This window comes from Novosphingobium decolorationis (assembly GCF_018417475.1).
GTDB classification, from domain to species: Bacteria; Pseudomonadota; Alphaproteobacteria; order Sphingomonadales; family Sphingomonadaceae; genus Novosphingobium; species Novosphingobium decolorationis.
Window position 1 is genome coordinate 2,720,081 of record NZ_CP054856.1, and the last position, 22,366, is coordinate 2,742,446.

Genomic DNA, 22,366 nt, shown 5'->3' on the forward strand with positions numbered 1-22,366 from the left:
AACGCGATCTGGCGCCAGATACGCCCCCGGATCGACCAACGACTTCTCGCCTCGTTCAACGGCATGAAAACAACAGGCACAGAAAAACGGCGACAAACCCGGAAGGTTCGTCGCCGTTTGTCGGTCCCGCGGAACTGATCGGGGGGTGATCAGTACTTTTGCTGGCGCTCGTAGAGATCGCGGTAGTGCTGGATGCGCGTGACGCGCAGCCCCTGCATTCCAGAGCGATCCACGGCCCGCTGCCAGGAGGCGAATTCCTCGAGCGTCAGCTGGTAACGTTCACACACTTCGTCGATGGTCAGCAGACCGCCATTGACGGCGGCCACGACCTCGGCCTTGCGGCGCACGACCCAGCGCGTGGTATTGGCGGGGGGAAGCGACTCGAGAGTGAGCGGTTCACCCAGTGGCCCGATTACCTGCGCGGGTCTGATTTTCTGATTTTCGATCATCTTAGCCCTCGCCCACCGGTTTTGCTGGAGCCGGTGGTGAGCCTCTCTTTGTCCATGCGGACTTGCCATTGCTTGAAGCAGTACGGTTAACGAGCATTAGGGACTCTTATTAAGGATTTTCCACGGGGCGTTTGGGGGCTTTCATCAAGTAGGAAAAACTCGAGCTTTCATTAAGTTGCATCGTCATTCCTGCCTCCCGCACCTCCGGCCCGACGCACATGGCCAGTCAAGGAGCCCTTCGGCGCAGGCAACCTTCCCGTCGCGCCAAGGCAGGACCACACCGAAACGACCTGGCTTATGGCGGCAGGATAGGGCTCACATGGTCAATGGAAGATTAATGACAGGCCTGGTGCGATCCCAATGGCCCTGCCTTCGCGCCGATCGGGTAGGAATTCGCGACAAGGCGCTGTATGAGCGCTGCCCATGTCCCCTGACGCAGATCTCTTCAACGGCCTCGATCCGGCCGACCTGTTCCAGTTGCCCGCGCCGCTCTCGGCGCGCCGCATCGTCGTGGCCATGTCGGGCGGCGTCGATTCCTCGGTCGTCGCCGCGCTGGCCGCAGCCACCGGGGCCGAGACCATCGGCATCACGCTGCAACTCTACGACTACGGCGCAGCCACGGGCCGCAAGGGCGCGTGCTGTGCGGGCGACGACATTCGCGACGCGCGCGCGGTCGCCGACCGCCTCGGCATCGCCCACTACGTCTTCGACCACGAGAGCGCGTTTCGCGAAGAGGTCGTCGACCGTTTCGCCGACGACTACCTCGCCGGCCGCACCCCCATCCCCTGCATCCGCTGCAACATGGGGCCCAAGTTCACCGACCTCCTGCAGATGGCCCGGGACCTTGGCGCCGATTGCCTCGCGACCGGCCACTACGTGCGCCGCGTGGAAGGCCCGGCGGGCTCCGAACTGCACCGCGCGGCCGACCCGGCGCGCGACCAGAGCTACTTCCTCTATGGCACGACCGAGGCCCAGCTCGACTTCCTGCGCTTTCCCCTCGGCGGCCTGCCCAAGACCGAGACACGGCGCCTCGCCGAAGCGGCGGGCCTGCGGGTCGCGGACAAGCCCGACAGCCAGGACATCTGCTTCGTGCCCGATGGCGACTACGCCAAGATCGTGCGCTCGGTCCGTCCCGAGGGGGCCGCGCCCGGCGATATCGTCCATGTCGAGACCGGCGCAGTCCTCGGATCGCACCAGGGCGTCATCCACTACACCGTAGGCCAGCGCCGGGGGCTCGAGATCGGCGGCCAGCCCGAGCCGCTCTACGTCGTGGGGATCGATGCGCCCTCGCGCCGGGTCCTTGTCGGCCCGCGCCATCTGCTGGCGGTCGCCTCGGCCCGGATCATCGAGACCAACCGCATCGGCCCCCTCCCCGAGGAGGTGCCGCTCACCGCCAAGGTCCGTTCGCTGGCCAAGCCCGTGCCCGTCACGCTCGAAGGTCCGCTCGGCGAGGGCGCGGAGACCACCTTGCGCTTCGCCAATCCCGAATACGGCGTCGCGCCGGGACAGGCCGCGGTGATCTATGCGGGCGAGCGCGTGGTCGGCGGAGGCTGGATCGAGGACACCACGCCCGCCACTCCGCTCTGAGCAACGCGTCGGATCACTCGATCACTCGTCCCAGGGTTCGAGACGGCAGCCATGGCGGCTGTCGTAGCGCGCACTCTGGTAGCCGAGCAGCGGTAGCCCGGCGCTGACGCTGCGCGTCTCGGTATCCTCGCTCAGCCAGACGCGCCCCGCGATACCGCCAAGCGGGGCCACCGCGAGGTCGGCCTCGCAGCTTTTGAGATCGCGCTGCGAGACATGGCGGCACACGCAGCCGAGCCGCGCGGCATAGGCGGCGCCAATACGTGTCCGCTCGCGCAGGTCCGCCCACTGCCAGGCCAGGAGCCCGGCCCCCACCAGCAGCGCAAGGACCACCAGGTTACGCAGCCAGCGCGAAGGCTGGCGCGCAGCGTGACGCGCACGCGCAGCCCCGGAAGCAGCCTGTCCATCCGGAGCGCGCCCGCGCCAAAGCCCACGCGATGCCTGCCGCTGCTGCCAGGCCTGCCGCAGCTTGTCCCCGGCTCCCGATTTGGGCGGTGTTGCCATTCCCGATCTTCTCGCACACTACACCGCGCGTCATGCCGGTGCATCCGATCCGCCTTATCCTCCCGCTGCTGGCCCTGCCAAGCCTGTGGGCCTGTGGAGAACCCGCGAGCGAGGGCCCGCCCCCGCCCAGCACAGAGGCCGAAGCCGCCATCGCCGACGACGGCGGGGCACCCCACGCCGAACTCGGCCGCGCGATCGACGGATTGTTCAACACCGATGCGGTCGGCCCGACGCACGCGCTTGTCATCATGAAGCGCGGGTCGGTCATCGCCGAGCGCTATGGCCCCGGTATCTCCGACACGACGCGCCTGCCGGGATGGAGCGCGGGCCAGTGCCTCACCAGCCTGATGATCGGCCAGCTCGTCAGCGACGGACGCCTGCGCCTCAACGAATCCGCGCCTGTCCCCGAATGGCGCCGGCCCGGCGATCCGCGCGGCGAAGTGACGCTGCGCCAGCTTCTCCAGATGCGCTCGGGCCTGCGCTTTGCCAAAGGCCGCCCGGGGCGCGAAGGCGGCATCGCGGAGCAGTCCGATGCGATGCGCCTCCTCTACCTCGACGGGCGCGACGACATGGCCGCCTACGCCGAGGCACAGCCGCTCGAGTCCCCTGCGGGCCAGACTTTCGCGGATTCGGGCGCGAACGCGATCATCCTCGCCGATCTTGCCGCACGGGTCCTCGCCCCCGACGGATCCCCCGAAGCGCGCCGAGCCGCGGTCATGGGCTACCTGCAAAGCCGCGTCCTGACCCCCATCGGCATGGAATCGACCCAGGCCGGGTTCGACCGGGCGGGCACCTTGATCGGCTCGGGCATGATTCACGCCAACGCGCGCGACTGGGCCAAGCTCGCCGAATTCCTGCGCCACCGTGGGTCGGTCGCTGGCGCGCAGATCCTGCCGCGCCGCTGGATCTCGTTCATGCGCGAGCCGAGCCCGCGCAACGCGGCCTACGGCGCCGGGGTCTGGCTCAACACCGCGCCTCCCGGTGAAACCGCAAGGCTCTGGCCCGCCACCGCACCGGCCGACGTCTTCGCGTGCCTGGGCGAGTACGGCCAGTACGTCGTAAGCTCACCCGAACAGCTCCTGACCGTGGTGCGCCTGGGCCGCAGCGCGCCCAACCAGGAACGCGCCGTGCACGAGCGCATCGGAGCGCTTCTGGCGTTGTTTCCGGGCGGGAAGTAACAGTTCACAGAGCAGGAAAGACGATTCCGAGGGCCATCGCCCTCGGGCTCCCCATACCGTCTACCTCACCTTCCGTGCGCCACGTTGGCGGCGCAAGGTGAGGTCGCCCATTTGGGGGTCAAGGGGTGATGACCCCTTGAAAAATATTCATTTCTAAAGCTTCACGTCCTGCTCCAACCCGACACGGATCGGCGGCAGCACGTCGCGTCCTGCCTCGCCCTTCTCATCGACCAGGCCATCGGGATCGGTGTGGATGAGGATCTCCACGCCGGGGAAGTCGGCTTCGAGGCGGTGCTCGATCCCGTCCATCACCCGGTGCGCCTCGCGCACGGTCATCTGCGGGTCGACCCAGATATGGAACTGCACGAAGTCCTTGTCGCCCGAGGTCCGGGTGCGCAGGTCGTGGACCCCGCTGATATCTGGAAACGTCGCCAGAAGTTGCAGGAAGCGTTGCTTCTTCTCCTCGGGCCACTCGTGGTCCATGAGTTGGTCGAGCACCTCGTCCGAGGCGCCCCAGGCCCCATAGGCGAGCCAGGCCGCGATACCGAAGCCGAACACCGCATCCGCGCCCGCAAGCCCCACATAGGTTTCAAGCACCAGGCCCACGATCACCGCGAGGTTGAGAAACAGGTCCGACTGGTAGTGCACGCTGTCGGTGGTGATCGCGAGGCTGCCAGTGCGGCGGATGACGTGGCGCTGCCAGGCCAGCAACGCAATCGTCACCACGATGGCCGCAATGGAGACGCCGATGCCCTGCTCGGCGGCCTGCACCTCGTTGCCCACGAGCAGCCGCTCCACCGCGCGCGCCGCGATGCCCAACGCCGAGATGACGATCAGCACGATCTGGAACAGCGCGGTGATCGCCTCGGCCTTGCCGTGCCCGAAGCGGTGCTTGTCGTCGGCCGGCTGCGCGGCGATCCACACACCCAGCAGCGTCGCCAGGCTGGCGACGAGATCGAGCGTGGTGTCCGCAAGACTGCCCAGCATCGCGGTCGAATCGGTGGTGATCGCCGCCCAGATCTTGAGCACGAGCAGAAACAGCGCCGCCGCGATACTGGCGAACGCCGCACTGCGGGTCAGCATTGCGCGGACCTGGCTGCGTCCATCGCTCATGAATCAATTCCCATCGTAACCAGAGACATCAGGGGTAGAGCAGCGTGCTCGACCAGGGCCCCTCGCCCACCCGCTCGAAGCGGCGGCGTTCGTGGAGACGGTAGGGACGGTCCTGCCAGAACTCCATGGCGACGGGCACCACGCGGTAGCCGCCCCAGTGCGCGGGGCGTTCGACCTCGCCGCCCTCGAAGCGCGCACGCACCTCTTCGTAGCGGGCAAGGAAGGTCTCGCGGCTGTCGAGCGGGGCGGACTGGTCGGAGGCCACCGCACCCAGCTGCGAATCGCGGTGGCGCGAGTGGAAGTACGCGTCGGCCTCGGCGGGCGTCACCGGGCTCAGGGCTCCCTCGATGCGGATCTGGCGGCGCAGGCTCTTCCAGTGGAACAGCAGCGCAACGTGCGGGTTCGCCGCGATCTCACCGCCCTTGCGGCTGTGGCCATTGGTGTAGAACACGAAGCCATCGGGGCCATGGCCCTTCAGGAGCACCATACGCACCGAGGGAACGCCGTCGGGCGTTGCCGTTGCCAGGGCCATCGCGTTGGAATCGTTGGGCTCGGTCCCGCGCGCCTCGTCGTACCAGGCGCTGAACAGGGCAAAGGGATCGCCATCGGGGATGACTTCGCGGGTCTGTTCGGATTCCATCGTATCTCGTCCTGTTGCTGTGGCCGTAGGCTCCACGTCGCCAGCAAGGTACACCCGTACAGGGAAGCGACCTTGATCGGCGGCACGTGGCCGCTTCGCGCCGCCGAATAGCCCGCCCCGCCGCGCCTGGGAAGGTCCGGGGCGGGTATTGCAGCCACAGCAAACGAAAAAGCACCGCCCGAGCATCGCGAAGAACTTGTCGGAACGCGCTCTACAACCTAGCTAAGTGGCATTATGGCAACAGATCCTTACACCACTCTCGGCATCGCACGTGGCGCTAGCGAGAAGGACATCAAGTCCGCCTACCGCAAGCTCGCCAAGGAGCTCCATCCCGACCGGAACAAGGACAACCCGAAGGCGGCCGAACGCTTCTCGGACGTGACCCGCGCCTACGACCTTCTCTCCGACAAGGAAAAGCGCGCCCAGTTCGACCGCGGCGAGATCGACGCGGAGGGAAACCCTACCATGCCCTTCGGGGCCGGTGGTTTCGGCGGTGGCGGCGGTCATCGGTCCGGCATGGGCGGCGGCGCGGGCGGTTTTGGTGGTTTCGGCGGAAACGACGGGATCGACCTTGAGGACCTGTTCGGCGGCATCTTCGGCGGCGGCGGCCAGCGCGGCGGCCCCGGAGGCATGGGTGGCGGAATGGGCGGAGGCTTTGGCGGCGGACGTTCGCGCTCGGCCCCGCGCGGCGCCAACGTCAACTACCGCCTCTCGGTCTCGCTGACCGACGCGGCCGAACTCGCCAACCAGCGCATCACCCTGTCCGACGGCAAGACCATCGACCTCAAGCTGCCCAAGGGGGTCGAGGACGGCACCCAGATGCGCCTTTCGGGCAAGGGTGAGCCGGGTCCGGGCGGCGCGGGCGATGCGATCATCACCATCTCCATCGCGCACCACCCCTATTTCGAGCGCGACGGCGACGACCTGCGCCTCGACCTGCCGATCACCCTCGACGAGGCGCTCAGCGGCGCCAAGGTGCGCGCGCCCACCGCGTCCGGCGCGGTCATGCTGACGGTGCCGGCCGGGTCCAGCTCCGGCAAGACCCTGCGCCTCAAGGGCAAGGGCATGACCCGCAAGGACGGCACGCGCGGCGACGAGCTTATCCGCCTCGAAATCACCCTGCCCGAGGGCGACGAGGATCTCGCAAAGCGGCTTGAGGGCTGGAAGGATGCCCGCAACGTGCGCGAACGCATGGGTGGCTGAATGCGCCGCGCCTGATGGCGGGCGGGCAATCCCCTGCTCGCCCCCCCTGCTAGCCCTCCCTGCCCGGCTCCCACACCTGCGCTATGGGCTCTGCGCGCTCCGATTCGGCCCCTCCAGCACCGATTTTGCGCGCAAATCGGGCGCTAGTCCTTGCCCAACGCGCAAAACTCACCTAAGTCGGGCCGGTACGGCCGCTCCGCGAAGGGGCGGCCCTTATTGTTTCCGCCGGAGATAGAGACATGAGCCAGCCCACTCCGCTGATGCCGCACGCGACCGCCTCGTGGCTGGTCGACAACACGGCGCTCTCGTTTGAACAGATCGCGGATTTCTGCGGTCTGCACATGCTTGAAGTCCAGGCCATGGCCGACGATCTGGCCTCGGCCAAGTACACCGGCCGCGACCCCGTACGCGCGGGCGAGCTGACGATGGAAGAGATCGAGAAGGGTCAGGCGAATCCGGAATACCGTCTGCGCATGCACCGCGCACCGGTAACCGTCAGCCGCACCAAGGGCCCGCGCTACACGCCGGTGTCCAAGCGCCAGGACAAGCCCGATGGCATTGCCTGGATCCTGCGCAACCACCCCGAGGTCTCGGACGCGCAGGTCGGCAAGCTGATCGGCACGACCCGCAACACCATCGCGGCAATCCGCGACCGTTCGCACTGGAACATCGCCAACATCACGCCCAAGGACCCGGTCACGCTGGGCCTGTGCTCGCAGCGCGAGCTGGACGCGATGGTCTTCAAGGCCGCCAAGAAGGCCGGTATCGAGAACGAAGGCGCGACCGACGAACGCCTCGTCGATGACCGCCAGGCCCTCATCGAGGAACTGCGCGCCGAACGTGACGCCGCCGCCAAGGCCGCCAACGAAGCCGCGCAGGAAGCCGAAGCCGCCGCCTGGCTCCAGGCCAAGCGCGCCGCCGAAGCTGAGGAACGCGGCGAATAAGCCCGTCCCCCGCACACGCGCATACGAAAAAGGCCCGTACGAAAGTGCGGGCCTTTTTCGTTGGTAAGACAGAGAAAGAAGGTTTTGATTCAAGGGGCCATTGCCCCTTGCCCCCCAAACGGGCGACCTCACCTTTCTCAACCGCCACTGCGCGCGGGGCGTGAGCCAGACAGTTTGGGGAGCCCGAGGGCGGTGGCCCTCGGAACTTGTTTCAAGCCGGAACGGCGTCCTTGACGTCGTCCGCCACGACACCGATCGCAGGCGGCATGCCGCCGCCGTTGGGTGCCAGGCGTCCCTCGATGCGCGCACCCTGCTCGACCGTCAGCGTGTCGTAAGCCACATCGCCCTCGATCTTGCCCGAGGCGAGAATGACGATCTCGCGCGCAGCGACCGTGCCGCGCACGGTGCCCGAAATGCGCACGCTGTCCGCCTTGATCGCGCCCGTGATCTCGCTCTCGACGCCCTGCACCAGCGCGGCGCAGGTAATGTCGCCGGTCACCCGGCCATCGATATGCAGATCGGCGCTCGCCTCGATGTCGCCGGTGATGAGCGTGTCACTGCCGAGCACGGAAAAGGTCGCGGAGCCGCTCGAACGCGAGGTGGCAACGGGCTTGGGCATGGGATCGGCCTTACTGCTTTTGAACATGGGCGGAGGCCTCGAGGAAGGGACGTGGATTGACCGGCTTTCCGTTGAGGCGCACTTCGAAGTGGAGGTGCGAGCCGGTGGAACGGCCGGTGCTGCCCATCAGGGCGATGGTCGAGCCGGCTTCCACCTTGTCGCCCACCTTGGACTTGAAACGCGAAAGGTGCGCATAGCGGGTCATCAGGCCGTTGCCGTGACGCACCTCGATGCAGTTGCCATAGCCGTGGCGGCGCCCGACGAAGGTCACCTTCCCCTTGGCCGCGGCGTAGATCGGCGAGCCCAGCGGTCCGGGAAAGTCGAGCCCGGCGTGGAACGCAGCGCCGCCCGTGAACGGGTCCGAGCGGTAGCCATAGCTGGACGAGACATAGGCGACCGAAGCGGGCTTCACCTGCGGGATCGAGGCAAGGCCATTTTCCAGCGCATCCATCCGCGCGAGGCTGACGCCCAGGCGCTGGAAACGCGGATCAACGCTTCCATCGGCGCGGGTCGCGAGCTTGATCAGCGGACCACCGCGCGCCGAGGCGCGGCTTGCCGGAGCATTGGCCACCATCGTCTTGGGATTGAGGCCCAGCTTGCGGATCGCCGCACTCGCGCTTTCGGCGCGGCGGTCGGCATAACGGGTGAGATTCTCGACGAAGGCGAGCTGGCGCGCTTCGAGATGGGCCAGTTCGCTTGCCTCGGGAACGGCCGCGCTGACCTTCTCGATGGTGCGCTTGGCTTCCGCGTCGCTGTTGGAGACGGTTTCACCAGCCTTCGTGTCGCGCGGAAGGTCACCGATGTGCGCCTCGACCATCTGTTCGATGAACTTCTGGCGGCGGGCGAGGTCGGAGGCGACCTCGTCGATGCCATCGCGGTAGTTCTCGACGCGGTCCTCGGCGCGGGCGACCCGGGCCTCGCGGCTGAGCAGTTCGGCCTCTTGCGACGACGCGCTCAGGCGCTCGATCGCGACCGCGCCCATCGACCCGAGCCAGACGGTGGCAAGCGCACCAGCGGCGCCCGCGGCGACCATCTGGGTCCGCGACGAAATCCGGATGAAATGGACATGCCCCTGAGAACGCATGATAAATTCGCGATCCGGGAAGCCTGCCCGCAGGCGCGACCATAGCGCCCTGACAGATGTAAGCTTCAAAACGACCCCACGCTGTGGCTTATTACCAGTCCCCGGCAGACCGGCTAGCAGGGGAGGGTTAACAAGGCGAATCGAGCCGCCGCGCACCATGCGCATTTCAGGGTGAACCGTTCATCGAAAGCGATGAACCGAAGGAACCATTTGCGCTCCCAGTCCTTGTTTGAGTAATGCGCTCAAGATTGCACGTTCATGAATGTACACTTCGTACAAACCCTAGGTGAACGCAGAAAAACCGGCGCAGGCGGGCCAATCGGGCCTCCTGCTTGCCGGGCGCGACCGTGACACACTGCAATACAGATGGTAGGCCGCACCCTATGACAGTTGAAACTCTTTCCGCCGACAGCAACGCTGTCGAAACCCCCGAAGCCCTCGTCGCCCGCATTGCCGCCGACGGCCGCGCCGCCCAGCGCGTGCTCGCCCGCATGAGCGATGCGCAGAAGGCCGAGGCCCTGCGCGCCGCCGCCAAGGCGCTGCGCGCGGATGAAGCCGCAATTCTCGAAGCCAACGCCAAGGACATCGCCGCGGGCGAGGAAAAGGGCCTCTCGGGCGCCATGCTCGACCGCCTGCGCCTCGACGCCGAACGCCTCGCCGGGATCGCCGATGCGGTCGACCAGGTCGCCTCGCTCCCCGATCCGGTGGGCTCGGTGATCGAGGAATCGAGCCGCCCCAACGGCCTCAGGATGAGCCGCGTGCGCATCCCCATCGGCCTCATCGGCATCATCTATGAAAGCCGCCCCAACGTGACCGCCGACGCGGCCGCGCTGTGCCTGCGCTCGGGCAACGCCGCACTTCTGCGCGGCGGCAGCGAAGCGGTGCATTCCAACCACGCGATCCGCGCCGCCTTTGCCAAGGGCCTGGAAGAGGCGGGCATTCCCGCCGCCGCGATCCAGCTCGTGCCGACCCAGGACCGCGCGGTCGTGGGCGCCATGCTGACGGCGGCCGGCCTTATCGACATGATCGTCCCGCGCGGGGGCAAGAGCCTTGTCGCGCGCGTGCAGTCGGACGCCCGCGTCCCCGTCCTCGCGCACCTCGACGGGATCAACCACACCTACATCCACTCCGCCGCCGACCCCAAGGTCGCCAAGGAAGTGGCCGTCAACGCCAAGATGCGCCGTACGGGCATCTGCGGCGCGATGGAGACGCTGCTGCTCGACGCGCAGTTCCCCGGCTCGGCCGAGGTCGTCTCGGCGCTGATCGAGGCGGGCTGCGAACTGCGCGGCGATGCCCGCGCCCGCTCGCTCGACTCGCGCATCCTGTCGGCCGACGAGGCGGACTGGGATACCGAATACCTCGACGCCATCGCCTCGGTCGCCATAGTGGACGGCCTCGACGCGGCGCTCGACCACATCGCCGCGCACTCCTCGGGCCACACCGACGTCATCATCACGAAGGATGACGAAGCGGCCGAACGCTTCCTTGCCGAAGTCGACAGCGCGATCGTCATGGTCAACGCCTCGAGCCAGTTCGCCGACGGCGGCGAGTTTGGCCTGGGCGCCGAGATCGGCATCGCCACGGGCCGCCTCCACGCGCGCGGCCCGGTCGCCCTGGAAGGCCTCACCACCTACAAGTGGCAGGTGCGCGGAACCGGACAGGCACGTCCCTGATCTAGGTGCCTCCGGGCGCTGAAATGGACTGCACGAGCGGCCGCGAGCTTTGCAGCTTCGCGGCCGCTTTCCTATCTGAAGATCATGAGTTCAGCCCCCAGGAGCCATGAAAGGCAGAAGAGGAAATGACCTTCTCAAGGGGTTATCGCCCCTTGACCCCAGAATCGGCGACCTCACCTTTCTAGGCTCTGTTGGCGCGCGTAAGGTGAGGCGCACCATTCGGGGAGCCCGAGGGCGATGGCCCTCGGATTCATCTTTCGGCTTGTTTTTCGATTTCTGGGAATTCGGATTGCGCAGAAGCTCAACCCTATAGATCCGAACCGATCCCCCCTTCTCAAACTGAGTTCAAGGAGCCCGCTCCCATGAAGTACAACCGCCTCGGCCGCACCGGCCTGCTCGTTTCCGAACTGTGCATGGGCACGATGACCTTTGGCGAGAGCGAGGGGATGTGGTCTGTCATGGGTGGGCTGCAGCAGGAGGCGGTGAACGGCCTCGTGCGCCAGGCTCTCGATGCGGGCATCAACTTCATCGATACCGCCAACGTCTATGCCGAGGGGCGCTCCGAGGAAGTGACCGGCAAGGCGCTGAAGGATCTTGGCATTTCGCGCAGCGAGGTCGTGATCGCGACCAAGGCGCTGGGTCCCATGGGCGAAGGCGTCAACCAGCGCGGCGCCTCGCGCTACCACATCCTGGACCAGATCGACGCGAGCCTGGCGCGTATGGGGCTCGACCATGTCGACCTCTACCAGATTCACGGGTGGGACCCGTTGACGCCGGTCGACGAGACCCTGCGCGCGCTCGACGACATCGTGCGTTCGGGCCGGGCGCGTTACATCGGCGTGTCGAACTGGGCGGCCTGGCAGATCGCCAAGGCCTTGGGCATCTCCGAGCGCCTCAGCCTCCACCGCTTTGCCTCGCTCCAGGCGTACTACTCGATCGCCGGGCGCGACCTTGAGCACGAGATCGCGCCGATGCTGGAGAGCGAACGCTTGGGCCTGATGGTCTGGAGCCCGCTCGCCGGCGGCTTCCTCTCGGGCAAGTACACCCGTTCGGGCGAGGCCGAGAGCGGCCGTCGCACCAGCTTCGACTTCCCCCCCGTCGACAAGGAGCGCGCCTTCGACGTGATCGAGACGATGCAGGCGATGGCCACCGACAAGGGCTGCAGCGTGCCGCAGATCGCGCTGGCCTGGCTGCTCGCCAAGCCCGCCGTCACCAGCGTGATCGTCGGCGCCAAGCGGCCCGAGCAGCTTGCCGACAACCTCGGTGCAAGCGACCTCGAGCTCACTGCAGACGAGATGGCCACGCTCGATTCAGCGATGCCCCGCAGCCCCCTCTATCCGGGCTGGATGATCGAGCGTCAGGGCGGCTACCGCCAGGGCGCCAAGGCGGGCGAGGCACCCCGTTCGTGATTCGGATACGCCAATGACGAAACAGGGCCCCGTCACCGGCCTTCTGGGGGGCAGCTTCAATCCGGCGCACGGCGGGCACCGGCGCATCAGCCTTTTTGCGCGCGAGGCCCTGGCCCTCGACGAGGTCTGGTGGCTGGTCTCACCGGGCAATCCGCTCAAGTCTGCAAAGGGCATGGCGCCGCTCGCCGCGCGCTACGCCTCGGCCCGCGCGCAGAGCCGCCGAACGCGGATTCGCCCGACCGCGATCGAGCGCGAGCTGGGCACCCGGTTTACCGCCGACACCCTGCGCGCGCTGGTCCGGCGCTACCCCAAGCGGCGCTTCGTCTGGCTCATGGGCGCCGACAACCTCGCGCAATTCCATAAGTGGAAAGACTGGCGCGGCATCGCGCGCACCATGCCGATTGCGGTTATCGCCCGTCCGGGGTATGATGGCCCTGCTTTCGCGAGCCCCGCGATGGCCTGGTTCAGGCGCTACCGGACGCCCGTTGCCAGTCTCAGACGTCCGGTGAGATGGAGCGCACCCGCGCTGGTGACATTGCGATTCGACCCCGATACGCGGTCGGCCACGGATATCCGCAAGGCCGATCCGGACTGGGCCCGGAAGTCCCTGAACGGCCAATCCGGCCACAGGCTTTCGCGCGATGCCGTCACGCACCGCCCCATTGGTGGAGATGCTGCGTGAGCAAGGCGCCCCGCCTTTCCCGCGTATCTTCCGGCCAAACCCGCAAAACCGATCGTGCTTCCAGCCTGGCCACCCTTTCGGGGTGTCTGCGCCGGTCCTGCATGGTCCCCTGAAAGGAGCAGTAAACCCCTAGATGCCACAGGCACATGTACAGCCGGTGCCGACCGGCGAAACGCCCCCGGCCGTGACGGACAACGACGATCCGCTTCTGGCCGTAGTCCTGCAGTCGCTCGACGACGATCAGGCGCAGGATCTTGTGACGATCGACCTTGAAGGCAAGTCGAGCATCGCCGACTTCATGGTCATCGCGTCTGGCCGTTCGACCCGCCAGGTCGCCGCCATGGCGCAGAAACTCGGCGAAAAACTGAAAGCAAACGGCTTCGGCAACCCCCGCATCGAAGGCCTTCCGGCCGCCGACTGGGTGCTGGTCGATGCCGGCGGCGTGATTGTCCACCTGTTCCGTCCCGAAGTGCGCACGTTCTATAATCTGGAGCGCATGTGGGGCTTTGACGGACCGTCCGGCGCGGCTTGAGGCCGCCCGCCCACGCCGAAGACGATCACCCGGCCCGCTGACAGGGCCGGACAACCGCGAAGGGATTGCCGCAGGGTGCGTGGACGCACGCCCGTGCGCCAACCTGCCCTTTGCGCCTCCGGTGCCGCGCGCTTGCACGCCCACCGAGGGCCAATCCTCCCCACACGGGGCAGGGCTGTTCACAGGCGCCCCGGCGCTCTAGAACACGCGCCATGCTCCTTCACATCATCGCGCGCGGCAAGATCGCCCGGTCACCCGAGGCCGAACTGCTCGAACGCTACGCCAAGCGCCTGACCTGGCCCTTCAAGCACACCGAACTGCCCGATGTCGGGGGCAAGATTCCTGCTCCGGTGCAGACACCCGTGCGCGAGGTTCTCCTCGATGAACGCGGCAAGGCGATGTCCTCCGAAGACTTCGCCGCTCTCCTTGGCCGCTGGCGCGACGACGGGGTGCGCGAATGCCGCTTCCTGATCGGTGCGGCCGATGGCCACGGCGACGAAGCCCGCGCCAAGGCCGACCACCTGCTGTGCTTCGGCAAGATGACCTGGCCCCACCTCATGGCCCGCGCAATGCTGGCCGAACAGCTCTTTCGCGCGACCGCGATCCTGGCCGGGCATCCCTATCACCGTTCGGGGTGAAGCGGGGAAGAGAAGGATTTGATTCAAGGGGCCATCGCCCCTTGGACCCCAGAATGGGCAAGCTCACCATTCTCAAACAACCTGGCGCGCGCACGGTAAGGTCGACAGTTCGGGGAGCCCGAGGGCGAGGGCCCTCGGATTCATCTTCCTGCCTGTCAGGTCCTGTCCTGAAATTTCAGGCCCGATGATCCGAGCACAATCTCGTGACTCATCGCCCTTATGGCTATCTGCCTTTCCGATTCCCATGGCTCTTCGCCATCAGGAACATCGCCACGGGCATCAGGCAGCCGACCAGGAAACCGATGCCTGCCCCCCACATCGATCCGCTGTTGCCCCCGAGAATCGCTCCGAGGATGGCGCCGGCCACGAACAGGACGGCGGGCATGAGGCACCCGATGGCAAACATGTCTGGTCTTCACTTCTATCCGCTTCTGCCCGCGCAGATAAGTATTTTCCTGAGAATGTCAGCCCTTGCGCCGCCTCTCCCCCTTCCGCCCTGCCCCGCTCTGGCCTAGGAAACCGGGAATGACCCGCACGCTGCGCCTGTTCCTGATCTCCGGCATCGCCGCCGGAGGCCTGCTCGCAGGCCATGCGCTGTCGCAGACGGATCCCTTCTCGGACGCCGCGCCCAGGCTCGATGCCGCGAAGACCCGGGAGGAAATCCGCGCCGCCGAGCGCGAGGGGGCCGAGGTGCGCAAGCGCGCCGAAGCGCTGGAAAAGCGGGCCCGCGCTGCCTCCGAAGCGGTGGAGAAGACCGCCCGCGAGGCCGCAGCTCTCGCCGCGCGCATCCAGGAGAACGAGGCCGAGATCGCGGTGCAGGAAGGCAAGGTCGCGCTGGTGACCGCGCAGCGCCGGGATCTGCGTGAACGGCTCGCCACGCGGCAGGGGCCGCTTGCCCGGCTGACCGGCGCGCTGCAGCGCCTCTCGCGCCGCCCCACCCTGCTGGCGCTGCTGCGCCCGGGATCGGTGCGCGATGCGGTCTACATGCGCGCCCTGTTTGACACGATGCTGCCCGAAGTCGAAAAACGCACCGTGGCACTGCGGCGCGAGATCGAGGAAGGCCGCAAGCTTGAACGGCAGGCCCAGGCGGCCGAAGCGAACTTGCGCAAGGCCCACAAGGACATGCTCGCCAAGCGCAAGGAACTGGCCGCGCTCGAAACCCGCCAGCGCCTTGCCAGCCATGAAGTCGGCGGCAACGCCGCGCGCGAAAGCCGACGCGCCCTGGCGCTCGCCGAACGCGCGAACGATCTTGGCGAGCTGGTCGCGGCAATGGACTCGCGCGGACGGCTGCGCGATGAGCTGGCCGCTCTGCCCGGTCCGCTGATGCGCCCCGCCGATCCCAATGCGCCGCGCGTCATCGACGCCTCGCAGTTCGTACCGCCCCCCGAAGGCCTGTCGAGCTGGAGCCTGCCAGTCATGGGCCGCCTCGTCACCGGGTTCGGAGAAGATGCGCCGGGCGAAATTCGTGCGCGCGGCATCACGCTTGCGACACGGCCCAACGCGCAGATCGTCGCGCCCGCGGCGGGACGCGTTGCCTTCGCCGGGCCCTACCGGGGACACGGACGCATCGTCATCCTGGAGCACGACGGCGACTGGATTTCGCTGGTAACGGGCCTGGCCCGACTCGACGTGGAGGTGGGCGAGACTCTCGTTGCAGGTGCACCGATGGGCATTGCCGGACCGCGCGATCCTGAAGTCATGGTTGAATTGCGGCGCGGCGGAGAGCCGGTGAATCCGCTCCAGTTCATCCGCGAACTCTGAGCGCCGCCACCGTCTGCCGGGTCATCCCCCGGGCATCAGGCGGCAGATGCGCGAGTGCCCCTTCCATAACTCGACCTCATGCTCGAGCGAGGCGTTGCGGGTCTGCAGAAAGGCATCCGAGACACTCACCGCCTTGAAGGCCTTGCGGCGCCCGGGGCCTCCGGCTGCGTCCGGAAAGACCATCGTGTATTTCTGAAGAGCCATCGTCCTCGTTCCCTGCCACCAGCCATGCGCAAGGATGTGTTCATCCTGTCCCTGCCATGAACGCCGGGTTGTCCCTCGTTCAATGCGACCCGTACAGCTTTGGTTCCCCGGCCCTGCCCCCTCCAAATGCCTGCAAACGCGTTTATATGGGAGGGACGCGCAATTGCGTGAGAGGAGCGCCCCCGGTAGGGTGCATCCACAAACCGGCGGTGGCCACGGCCCCGCCACGAAGAAGAGGCAGACGCCCGATGAAGTTCGCACCCCTGATGCGCGCCGCCCTGCTGGTTTCGGCCGTTGCCGCCGTACCCGTCGCGACATCCGGCCTTGCCGCGCTCGACAGCCAGGTGAACCCCGAGTTCGACAAGCTGTTTCACATCTACGCGCTGATCAAGGACAACTACGTCGACCAGGTCGATGACGACAAGCTCCTGAAGGGCGCGATCGACGGCATGCTGGCAAGCCTCGACCCGCATTCCAACTACCTCGACGGCCCCTCGCTGCAGCGCCTCGAGACAATGATCGACGGCAACTATTCAGGGCTCGGCCTCTCGGTCGTGGAAGAAGACGGGGCGGTCAAGATCATCTCTCCGTTCAAGGGCAGCCCCGCTGACAAGGCGGGCCTGAAGGCGGGCGACTACATCACCCACCTCGACGGCGTGCTCTACTACGAGCGCGACCTCGACGAGGCGGTCTCCAAGATGCGCGGTCCTGCGGGGAGCTCGATCACGCTCACGGTCTACCGCCCGGGCCGTGACGAGCCCTTCGACGTGACCGTGACGCGCGGCGTGATCGAACTGGAGCCGGTGACCTGGGAGCTCAAGGACAACGTGGGCTACATCTCGGTCAACGAGTTCTCGCGCGATGTCGGCAACGACGTCGCCAAGGGCATCGCCGATCTCAAGAAGCAGGCGGCAACCACCGGCACCGGGCCGCTGGTCGGCCTCGTCCTCGACCTGCGCTCGAACCCGGGCGGATCGCTCGACGAGGCCATCGCGCTCTCCGATATCTTCCTCGAGAAGGGCGTGATCGTCTCGCAGCGCGGCCGCCGGGCAAGTGAGAACCAGTACTATCGCGCCGAATCGATGTTCAAGGGCGATGCCGTGAAGGGCCTGCCCATCGCCGTCCTCGTCGATGCGGGCTCGGCTTCGGCCTCCGAGATCGTTGCGGGCGCGCTGCAGGACCAGCACCGCGCGGTGGTCATGGGCGAGCGCACCTTCGGCAAGGGCTCGGTGCAGTCCTTCCTGCCGCTTGACCGCGAAAGCGCGATCAAGCTGACGACGGCGCGCTACTACACGCCCTCGGGCCATTCGGTGCAGGAAGGCGGGATCGAGCCCGACATCGAGGTGCCCCAGCTCTCCGACCCCGACGCGCGCCGCCGCGCCGAGCGCGCGGTGCGCGAGTCCGATCTTCGCGGCCACCTCATCAACGAGGCCGGGCTCGAGGACAAGGACCTGGAAAGCGACAAGGCCACCGATCCGCGCTTCTCGGCCACGCCTGAGGAGCTGGAGGAGCAGGGCATCGAGGACTTCCAGCTGCACTACGCGATCTCGACGCTCCAGCGCACCGCAGGCAAGCCCGCCGCGCTGGCCGCCGTCGCCGCCAAGCCGGCTGCGGCCAAGACTCCCGAAGCTGCGGCCAAGCCCGCCGCCTCAAAGCCCAAGAAGAACTGAGACCTTCGCGCCATGAGCGTTCCCGTTCCTGCCCCGGTGCGCGCCGCACGCGCCCTCGCCTTCCTCGTGCCCGCAGGGCTGCTGGGGGGCGCCTACATCAGCCAGTACGTCTTCGGCCTCTATCCGTGCGAGATGTGCTGGTGGCAGCGCTACCCGCACTTCTTCGCGCTGGCCCTCGCCGCCCTCGCCTTCGCGCGCGCGCCGGTCCGCCCGCTTGTCGCGGTGGCCGCGCTGGCGATCCTGACCTCCGGCCTGATCGGCGCGTTCCACGCAGGGGTCGAACTGGGCTGGTGGGAAGGCGTGACGTCCTGCGCAACGACGGCAGCGGGCGGTGGCAACCCGCTCGATGCGATCATGGCCGCACCCGTGATCCGCTGCGACATCGTCCAGTTCAGCTTCCTCGGCGTCTCGATGGCAGGCTGGAACTTCCTCATCTCGACCGCCTCGGCGCTCGCCATCCTTTTCCTGATCGGCTTTGGCAGAAAGGCCTGAACGACATGACTTCTCCCTCCCGCCGGGCGCTGGCCCGCGAAGCGCTGAGCGACCGCATGATCCGCGTGGACCAGGCCGGCGAGTACGGCGCGGTGCGCATCTATGCCGGGCAGATGGCCGTGATGGGCAACCGCACGGCGCTCTCGCAGGAAGTCGTGCACATGGCCGAGCAGGAGGAGGTCCACCGCGAGCGCTTCGATGCGTTCATCGCCGAGCGCGGCGTGCGCCCGACGCTGCTGCAACCGATCTGGAAGGTCGCGGGCTTTGCGCTGGGCGCTGGCACCGCGCTGATCGGCCCGGAAGCGGCCATGGCCTGCACCGCCGCGATCGAGACCGAGATCGACAAGCACTACACCGAGCAGCTCGACCAACTGGGCGAGGATGACCCGGAGCTGGGCGCGGCGATCCGCCAGTTCCGCGACGAGGAGCGCGAGCACCGCGATACCGCACTGGCCTCGGGCGCGGAAAAGGCCCCCGCCTATCCGCTCCTGTTCAACGCCATCCGCATGGGCTGCCGCGCGGCGATCAAGCTCTCGGAACGAATCTGAACGCGCCTGCATTTCCGGACAGGAGAGAGGAATGGAACTCGCTCCGTCCGTCGGGGTGTCGTTCCCCGTCCCTGCCGGGTATAGAACGAGAATGGCGGAGCCCATCCGCCGCAAACTGGAGTTCGAGACGATGACCCGCCTTCTGACCGCCGCCGCAGCGCTTGCTACCCTGGGCGCAGGGCTTTCCCTCGGCGCCGTCCCCGCCGCCGCGCAGGACGAAGGCGGCGACCGCGTGAATCAGGTCATCGTCTATGGCGAGGACCCCTGCCCGCAGTCCTCCGACGCCGAGATCACCGTCTGCGCGCGCAAGCCCGAGGAAGAGCGCTATCGCATTCCCGCCCCGCTGCGCGGCGTCGACAACCCCACCTCGCAGGCCTGGACCAACCGCGTCGAGGCTTACGAGACGGTCGGCGCGTTCGGCACGCTGAGTTGCTCGCCGGTGGGCCCGGCCGGCCAGGAAGGCTGCACCCAGCAGCTCATCAACCGCGCCGCCTCGGAACGCGACAACGGCAGCGACGTGCGCTTCTCCGAACTGATCGCCGAGGAACGCGCCAAGCGCCTCTCGACCATCGATTCCGAGGCCGAAGCGCAGCAGGAACGCGTCGAGGAAGCCGAAGAAGCCTACTTCGCCCGCCAGCGCGCACAGGAAGAGGCCGAGGACGGCGAAACGCCGCAGCCGTAGGAAGGAAGGAGGATTTCCGAGGGCCATTGCCCTCGGGCTCCCCAAACTGTCGACCTCACCTTTCGCCCGCCACCTTGGCTGAGAACCGAGAGGTCGCCGATTCCGGGGTCAAGGGGCGATGGCCCCTTGAATCATCTCTTGTTCCCCTGAACCCACGAAAAAGGGGCCGGAACGTCACCGTTCCAGCCCCTTTTTCGTGTGCGTGTTCCCGCCTTAGCTGAGCGCGATGTCGGGAGCGTCTTCCTGCTTCATGCCGACCAGGTGGTAGCCCGAGTCGACGTGGTGGACTTCGCCGGTCACGCCCGAGGACAGGTCCGAAAGCAGGTACAGGCCCGCGCCGCCCACGTCATCGATGGTGGTGTTGCGGCGCAGCGGCGAGTTCAGCTCGTTCCACTTGAGGATGTAGCGGAAGTCGCCGATGCCGCTCGCAGCCAGCGTCTTGACCGGTCCGGCCGAAATCGCGTTGACGCGAATGCCCTTGGGGCCAAGATCGTTGGCGAGATACTGCACCGAGGTCTCGAGCGCGGCCTTGGCCACACCCATGACGTTGTAGTGCGGGACGACCTTTTCCGCGCCGTAGTAGGTCAGCGTCAGGATCGAGCCGCCTTCCGACATCATCGGCATCGCGCGCTTGGTGACGGCGACCAGGCTGTAGGCCGAGATGTTCATCGTCATCAGGAAGTTATCGAGGCTGGTATCGTAGTAGTGGCCCCGCAGCTCGCTCTTGTCCGAGAAGCCGATGGCGTGCACCACGAAGTCGATGGTCTCCCAGCGCTCGGCGAGCGTGGCAAAGGCGGTGTCGAGCGCGTCCATGCTCGACACGTCGCAATCGATCAGGAAGTCGCTGCCCAGGCTCTCGGCCAGCGGCTTCACACGCTTGAGCAGGGCATCGCCCTGATAGGAAAAGGCGAGCTCGGCGCCCTGTTCGTGCAGCTTCCTGGCAATACCCCAGGCCAGCGACTTGTCATTGGCGAGGCCCATGATCAGGCCGCGTTTACCCTGCATCAGACCGGTCATTCGTTGTCTTCCCGTGTTTCGTTGTCGCGTGCACCATCGGTGCGCGCGCCTGAATCGCCCCTGTCTCGATCTTCGGGCGATTCCGCAAGTGCTGCATTCAATTCCGCCCCGACGACCATCCCTAAGCCGACCAGCCAGAAAAAGAAAAGTGCGATCATCACCCCCGCGAGGCTTCCATAGGTGAGATCGTAGACGAAAAAGTTGCGCAGAACGCGCGGGAGCGCCCAGGCAACGAGCAGCCACCATCCGGTGACAAGCGCGGCACCCGGCCACTTGGGATATTCTCGCGCCTGATAGCGGCCCGGCGTCAGAAGGTAAATAAGCCCGTAGATCGAGCCGAACAGGGTCAGTGCGCTGACACTGCGGGTCACGAGGATGCGGTCAAGTACGCCGTCGAGCCGGGGGAACAGGATCGCAACGATCTCCTGGATCGCGCTGATGAGCACCTGCGAGGAGAGCGAGACGAGCAGCAACAGCACCGATCCGAAGATGAGACCCGTCGAATAGAGACGATAGTGCCAGTAGGCGCGGCGCTTGGGGCTGCCATAGGCGCGATAGAGGATGTCCCGGATCGTCTCGATGAGGCTGGTCGCGGTCCATAGGCCGAACAGGCCGCCCACCCACAAAAGCCAGCCATGGCGCGCGGCCACCACGTCGCGCGCGACAGGCGCGAGAACCTCGGACACGCGCGGCGGCATGGCCAGAAGCACCGTGTCGATCGAGGCGTCGAGCCGCCCGGCCTCGCCCAGTACCGAAAAGATCGCCGCCAGGCAGATGAAGAAGGGAAAGAGCGCCAGCAGTGTCATGTAGGCGAGGTTTCCGGCGTGGATGAACCCGTCGTTCCACGCCCCGGTCAGCACCCGGCTCGCAATCGCGAACGTGCGCGTGCCCGGCCCCGCGCGCTGGCGCAGGGTCTCGGCAAGGCCCGGATCCGCGGCCTGCCCAGCCTTCGGCCGATCCGCTCGCGGGCGCCCATGGTGTGTCGGGGGGTCGGTTTCCACGCCCACTTGATAGGGACGGAAAGCCCCGTATTCAAACCCGATTGCACATTATGCACGCCAACCATGCGGCGCGCTGACCATCAGGATCAGGGCGAATCCATGGCGACGAAACCCGGGAGAGCGGCGACACGGTGCAGCCAGGCGCAGATCGCGGGGTAATCGGACAGGCGAAAACCGCCCGCCTCGGCGACATGGGTATAGGCGAACAGAACGATGTCGGCGAGCGAGACCGCCTCGCCCACGAACCAGTCGCGCGTGGCCAGGTGCTCGTTCATCTGGCGCAGGGCCTCCTCGCCGCCCGCGCGCTTCATCAGGATCTGCTCACGCTGCTGGGGCGCCAGATTGGCTTCGCCCACGTAGAGCAGCCAGAAGCGCAGCGTCGCGATGTTGGGCTCGTGGCTGTACTGCTCGAAGAACATCCAGCGCAGCATTTCCGCGCGCGCGAAGCGATCCTCGGGGATGAGCCCCACCCCTTCCGTGCCCTCACGCTCGCCCCCATCGGCCAGGTACCAGCAGGCCGCGTTGCTCTCGGGCAGGAAGCGGGTGCCCACCTGCAGGACGGGAATGCGTCCATGGGCATTGATCTTGCTCAGAAAATCGGGCGTGCGGGTCTCACCGCGCAAAATGTCGTAATCGACACGCTGCAGGGGCAGACCCAGCAGGGCAGCCGTCAGCCGGATCTTGTAGCAGTTGCCGCTACGGGGATCCTCGTGGAGAACCAGTTGTTCGCGCATGGCGC

24 protein-coding genes are annotated in these 22,366 nt (G+C 67.0%); 14 read left to right on the forward strand and 10 right to left on the reverse strand.

The window, feature by feature from the left end; all coding sequences use genetic code 11:
* Positions 1 to 149: 149 nt before the first annotated feature.
* Positions 150 to 449, reverse strand: coding sequence for a CtrA inhibitor SciP (gene sciP, locus HT578_RS12650; RefSeq protein WP_039390007.1), 300 nt, complete (start codon positions 447 to 449; stop codon positions 150 to 152).
* Between the two features lie 423 nt (positions 450 to 872).
* Between sciP and mnmA the strand changes: the two genes are divergently transcribed.
* Complete coding sequence (mnmA, locus tag HT578_RS12655) at positions 873 to 2,036, forward strand: tRNA 2-thiouridine(34) synthase MnmA (protein WP_213499857.1); 1,164 nt, start codon at positions 873 to 875, stop codon at positions 2,034 to 2,036.
* Positions 2,037 to 2,057: 21 nt separating this feature from the next.
* On the opposite strand, the gene HT578_RS12660 is transcribed toward mnmA, so the two are convergent.
* Positions 2,058 to 2,537 carry a hypothetical protein gene (locus HT578_RS12660; RefSeq protein WP_239026275.1) on the reverse strand — a complete coding sequence of 160 codons (480 nt, stop codon included), beginning with the start codon at positions 2,535 to 2,537 and terminating at the stop codon, positions 2,058 to 2,060.
* A gap of 32 nt (positions 2,538 to 2,569) precedes the next feature.
* Between HT578_RS12660 and HT578_RS12665 the strand changes: the two genes are divergently transcribed.
* A complete protein-coding gene (locus tag HT578_RS12665; protein WP_213499858.1) occupies positions 2,570 to 3,715 on the forward strand; it encodes a serine hydrolase domain-containing protein in 1,146 nt (381 codons plus the stop codon).
* Between the two features lie 153 nt (positions 3,716 to 3,868).
* Here HT578_RS12665 and HT578_RS12670 read toward each other — a convergent pair whose 3' ends face one another.
* Entirely contained in the window at positions 3,869 to 4,828 is a 960-nt protein-coding gene (locus HT578_RS12670; RefSeq protein ID WP_039390002.1) for a cation diffusion facilitator family transporter, read from the reverse strand.
* A 28-nt stretch (positions 4,829 to 4,856) separates the two neighbouring features.
* Positions 4,857 to 5,468, reverse strand: coding sequence for a pyridoxamine 5'-phosphate oxidase (gene pdxH, locus HT578_RS12675; protein WP_039390000.1), 612 nt, complete (start codon positions 5,466 to 5,468; stop codon positions 4,857 to 4,859).
* 234 nt (positions 5,469 to 5,702) lie between these two features.
* On the opposite strand from pdxH, the gene HT578_RS12680 reads away from it, so the two are divergent.
* Positions 5,703 to 6,671, forward strand: a complete 969-nt coding sequence (locus tag HT578_RS12680; protein ID WP_039389998.1) for a DnaJ C-terminal domain-containing protein — start codon at positions 5,703 to 5,705, stop codon at positions 6,669 to 6,671.
* Positions 6,672 to 6,910: 239 nt separating this feature from the next.
* Positions 6,911 to 7,615, forward strand: coding sequence for a DUF1013 domain-containing protein (locus HT578_RS12685; RefSeq protein WP_039389995.1), 705 nt, complete (start codon positions 6,911 to 6,913; stop codon positions 7,613 to 7,615).
* Positions 7,616 to 7,826: 211 nt separating this feature from the next.
* Here the strand turns inward: HT578_RS12685 and HT578_RS12690 are convergent, their stop codons facing one another.
* Positions 7,827 to 8,234 carry a bactofilin family protein gene (locus HT578_RS12690; protein WP_213499859.1) on the reverse strand — a complete coding sequence of 136 codons (408 nt, stop codon included), beginning with the start codon at positions 8,232 to 8,234 and terminating at the stop codon, positions 7,827 to 7,829.
* 10 nt (positions 8,235 to 8,244) lie between these two features.
* On the reverse strand, positions 8,245 to 9,318 hold the full coding sequence (locus tag HT578_RS12695) for a peptidoglycan DD-metalloendopeptidase family protein (protein ID WP_213499861.1): 1,074 nt from the start codon (positions 9,316 to 9,318) through the stop codon (positions 8,245 to 8,247).
* A 383-nt stretch (positions 9,319 to 9,701) separates the two neighbouring features.
* On the opposite strand from HT578_RS12695, the gene HT578_RS12700 reads away from it, so the two are divergent.
* The 6 genes from HT578_RS12700 (at position 9,702) to HT578_RS12725 (ending at position 16,013) form a co-directional block, all read left to right on the forward strand.
* Positions 9,702 to 10,991: a glutamate-5-semialdehyde dehydrogenase gene (locus tag HT578_RS12700; RefSeq protein ID WP_213499863.1), complete on the forward strand. Its 1,290-nt coding sequence runs from the start codon at positions 9,702 to 9,704 to the stop codon at positions 10,989 to 10,991.
* Positions 10,992 to 11,353: 362 nt separating this feature from the next.
* The gene (locus HT578_RS12705; RefSeq protein ID WP_213499871.1) at positions 11,354 to 12,400 is read left to right on the forward strand and encodes an aldo/keto reductase; all 1,047 of its coding nucleotides are present in this window, start codon (positions 11,354 to 11,356) and stop codon (positions 12,398 to 12,400) included.
* A gap of 13 nt (positions 12,401 to 12,413) precedes the next feature.
* Positions 12,414 to 13,082: a nicotinate-nucleotide adenylyltransferase gene (locus tag HT578_RS12710; protein WP_213499873.1), complete on the forward strand. Its 669-nt coding sequence runs from the start codon at positions 12,414 to 12,416 to the stop codon at positions 13,080 to 13,082.
* Between the two features lie 133 nt (positions 13,083 to 13,215).
* On the forward strand, positions 13,216 to 13,614 hold the full coding sequence (rsfS, locus tag HT578_RS12715; protein WP_199904354.1) for a ribosome silencing factor: 399 nt from the start codon (positions 13,216 to 13,218) through the stop codon (positions 13,612 to 13,614).
* A 212-nt stretch (positions 13,615 to 13,826) separates the two neighbouring features.
* Entirely contained in the window at positions 13,827 to 14,252 is a 426-nt protein-coding gene (locus tag HT578_RS12720) for a 23S rRNA (pseudouridine(1915)-N(3))-methyltransferase RlmH (RefSeq protein ID WP_039389982.1), read from the forward strand.
* 525 nt (positions 14,253 to 14,777) lie between these two features.
* Positions 14,778 to 16,013: a murein hydrolase activator EnvC family protein gene (locus HT578_RS12725; RefSeq protein ID WP_213499875.1), complete on the forward strand. Its 1,236-nt coding sequence runs from the start codon at positions 14,778 to 14,780 to the stop codon at positions 16,011 to 16,013.
* 21 nt (positions 16,014 to 16,034) lie between these two features.
* On the opposite strand, the gene HT578_RS12730 is transcribed toward HT578_RS12725, so the two are convergent.
* Positions 16,035 to 16,217 (reverse strand): hypothetical protein, encoded by a 183-nt coding sequence (locus tag HT578_RS12730; RefSeq protein WP_039389976.1) that lies wholly within the window; start codon positions 16,215 to 16,217, stop codon positions 16,035 to 16,037.
* Positions 16,218 to 16,465: 248 nt separating this feature from the next.
* Between HT578_RS12730 and HT578_RS12735 the strand changes: the two genes are divergently transcribed.
* The 4 genes from HT578_RS12735 (at position 16,466) to HT578_RS12750 (ending at position 19,609) form a co-directional block, all read left to right on the forward strand.
* Complete coding sequence (locus tag HT578_RS12735) at positions 16,466 to 17,887, forward strand: S41 family peptidase (RefSeq protein ID WP_213499877.1); 1,422 nt, start codon at positions 16,466 to 16,468, stop codon at positions 17,885 to 17,887.
* Between the two features lie 12 nt (positions 17,888 to 17,899).
* Entirely contained in the window at positions 17,900 to 18,379 is a 480-nt protein-coding gene (locus HT578_RS12740) for a disulfide bond formation protein B (protein ID WP_213499878.1), read from the forward strand.
* Positions 18,380 to 18,384: 5 nt separating this feature from the next.
* Positions 18,385 to 18,927 (forward strand): demethoxyubiquinone hydroxylase family protein, encoded by a 543-nt coding sequence (locus tag HT578_RS12745; RefSeq protein WP_039389972.1) that lies wholly within the window; start codon positions 18,385 to 18,387, stop codon positions 18,925 to 18,927.
* 130 nt (positions 18,928 to 19,057) lie between these two features.
* The gene (locus HT578_RS12750; RefSeq protein WP_213504303.1) at positions 19,058 to 19,609 is read left to right on the forward strand and encodes a hypothetical protein; all 552 of its coding nucleotides are present in this window, start codon (positions 19,058 to 19,060) and stop codon (positions 19,607 to 19,609) included.
* Between the two features lie 213 nt (positions 19,610 to 19,822).
* Here the strand turns inward: HT578_RS12750 and fabI are convergent, their stop codons facing one another.
* The 3 genes from fabI to HT578_RS12765 form a co-directional block, all read right to left on the reverse strand.
* Positions 19,823 to 20,626, reverse strand: a complete 804-nt coding sequence (fabI, locus tag HT578_RS12755; protein ID WP_039389971.1) for an enoyl-ACP reductase FabI — start codon at positions 20,624 to 20,626, stop codon at positions 19,823 to 19,825.
* Entirely contained in the window at positions 20,623 to 21,627 is a 1,005-nt protein-coding gene (locus HT578_RS12760) for a YihY/virulence factor BrkB family protein (protein ID WP_213499879.1), read from the reverse strand. Before HT578_RS12760 ends, fabI begins: the two co-directional genes overlap by 4 nt.
* An 86-nt stretch (positions 21,628 to 21,713) precedes the next feature.
* On the reverse strand, positions 21,714 to 22,361 hold the full coding sequence (locus tag HT578_RS12765; protein ID WP_039389969.1) for a glutathione S-transferase family protein: 648 nt from the start codon (positions 22,359 to 22,361) through the stop codon (positions 21,714 to 21,716).
* Between the last annotated feature and the right edge of the window lie 5 nt (positions 22,362 to 22,366).

Excerpts from the sequence above, each read along its gene's own strand:
- HT578_RS12705 (WP_213499871.1), top strand. The coding sequence starts at position 11,354 with ATGAAGTACAACCGCCTCGGCCGCACCGGCCTGCTCGTTTCCGAACTG.
- HT578_RS12720 (WP_039389982.1), top strand. The coding sequence starts at position 13,827 with ATGCTCCTTCACATCATCGCGCGCGGCAAGATCGCCCGGTCACCCGAG.
- HT578_RS12735 (WP_213499877.1), top strand. The coding sequence starts at position 16,466 with ATGAAGTTCGCACCCCTGATGCGCGCCGCCCTGCTGGTTTCGGCCGTT.
- sciP (WP_039390007.1), bottom strand. The coding sequence starts at position 449 with ATGATCGAAAATCAGAAAATCAGACCCGCGCAGGTAATCGGGCCACTG.
- HT578_RS12665 (WP_213499858.1), top strand. The coding sequence starts at position 2,570 with ATGCCGGTGCATCCGATCCGCCTTATCCTCCCGCTGCTGGCCCTGCCA.
- HT578_RS12725 (WP_213499875.1), top strand. The coding sequence starts at position 14,778 with ATGACCCGCACGCTGCGCCTGTTCCTGATCTCCGGCATCGCCGCCGGA.
- HT578_RS12680 (WP_039389998.1), top strand. The coding sequence starts at position 5,703 with ATGGCAACAGATCCTTACACCACTCTCGGCATCGCACGTGGCGCTAGC.
- HT578_RS12750 (WP_213504303.1), top strand. The coding sequence starts at position 19,058 with ATGACCCGCCTTCTGACCGCCGCCGCAGCGCTTGCTACCCTGGGCGCA.
- HT578_RS12740 (WP_213499878.1), top strand. The coding sequence starts at position 17,900 with ATGAGCGTTCCCGTTCCTGCCCCGGTGCGCGCCGCACGCGCCCTCGCC.
- rsfS (WP_199904354.1), top strand. The coding sequence starts at position 13,216 with ATGCCACAGGCACATGTACAGCCGGTGCCGACCGGCGAAACGCCCCCG.
- HT578_RS12690 (WP_213499859.1), bottom strand. The coding sequence starts at position 8,234 with ATGCCCAAGCCCGTTGCCACCTCGCGTTCGAGCGGCTCCGCGACCTTT.
- HT578_RS12700 (WP_213499863.1), top strand. The coding sequence starts at position 9,702 with ATGACAGTTGAAACTCTTTCCGCCGACAGCAACGCTGTCGAAACCCCC.
- HT578_RS12710 (WP_213499873.1), top strand. The coding sequence starts at position 12,414 with ATGACGAAACAGGGCCCCGTCACCGGCCTTCTGGGGGGCAGCTTCAAT.
- HT578_RS12745 (WP_039389972.1), top strand. The coding sequence starts at position 18,385 with ATGACTTCTCCCTCCCGCCGGGCGCTGGCCCGCGAAGCGCTGAGCGAC.
- HT578_RS12685 (WP_039389995.1), top strand. The coding sequence starts at position 6,911 with ATGAGCCAGCCCACTCCGCTGATGCCGCACGCGACCGCCTCGTGGCTG.
- pdxH (WP_039390000.1), bottom strand. The coding sequence starts at position 5,468 with ATGGAATCCGAACAGACCCGCGAAGTCATCCCCGATGGCGATCCCTTT.
- fabI (WP_039389971.1), bottom strand. The coding sequence starts at position 20,626 with ATGACCGGTCTGATGCAGGGTAAACGCGGCCTGATCATGGGCCTCGCC.
- HT578_RS12660 (WP_239026275.1), bottom strand. The coding sequence starts at position 2,537 with ATGGCAACACCGCCCAAATCGGGAGCCGGGGACAAGCTGCGGCAGGCC.
- HT578_RS12695 (WP_213499861.1), bottom strand. The coding sequence starts at position 9,318 with ATGCGTTCTCAGGGGCATGTCCATTTCATCCGGATTTCGTCGCGGACC.
- HT578_RS12730 (WP_039389976.1), bottom strand. The coding sequence starts at position 16,217 with ATGGCTCTTCAGAAATACACGATGGTCTTTCCGGACGCAGCCGGAGGC.
- HT578_RS12765 (WP_039389969.1), bottom strand. The coding sequence starts at position 22,361 with ATGCGCGAACAACTGGTTCTCCACGAGGATCCCCGTAGCGGCAACTGC.
- mnmA (WP_213499857.1), top strand. The coding sequence starts at position 873 with ATGTCCCCTGACGCAGATCTCTTCAACGGCCTCGATCCGGCCGACCTG.
- HT578_RS12670 (WP_039390002.1), bottom strand. The coding sequence starts at position 4,828 with ATGAGCGATGGACGCAGCCAGGTCCGCGCAATGCTGACCCGCAGTGCG.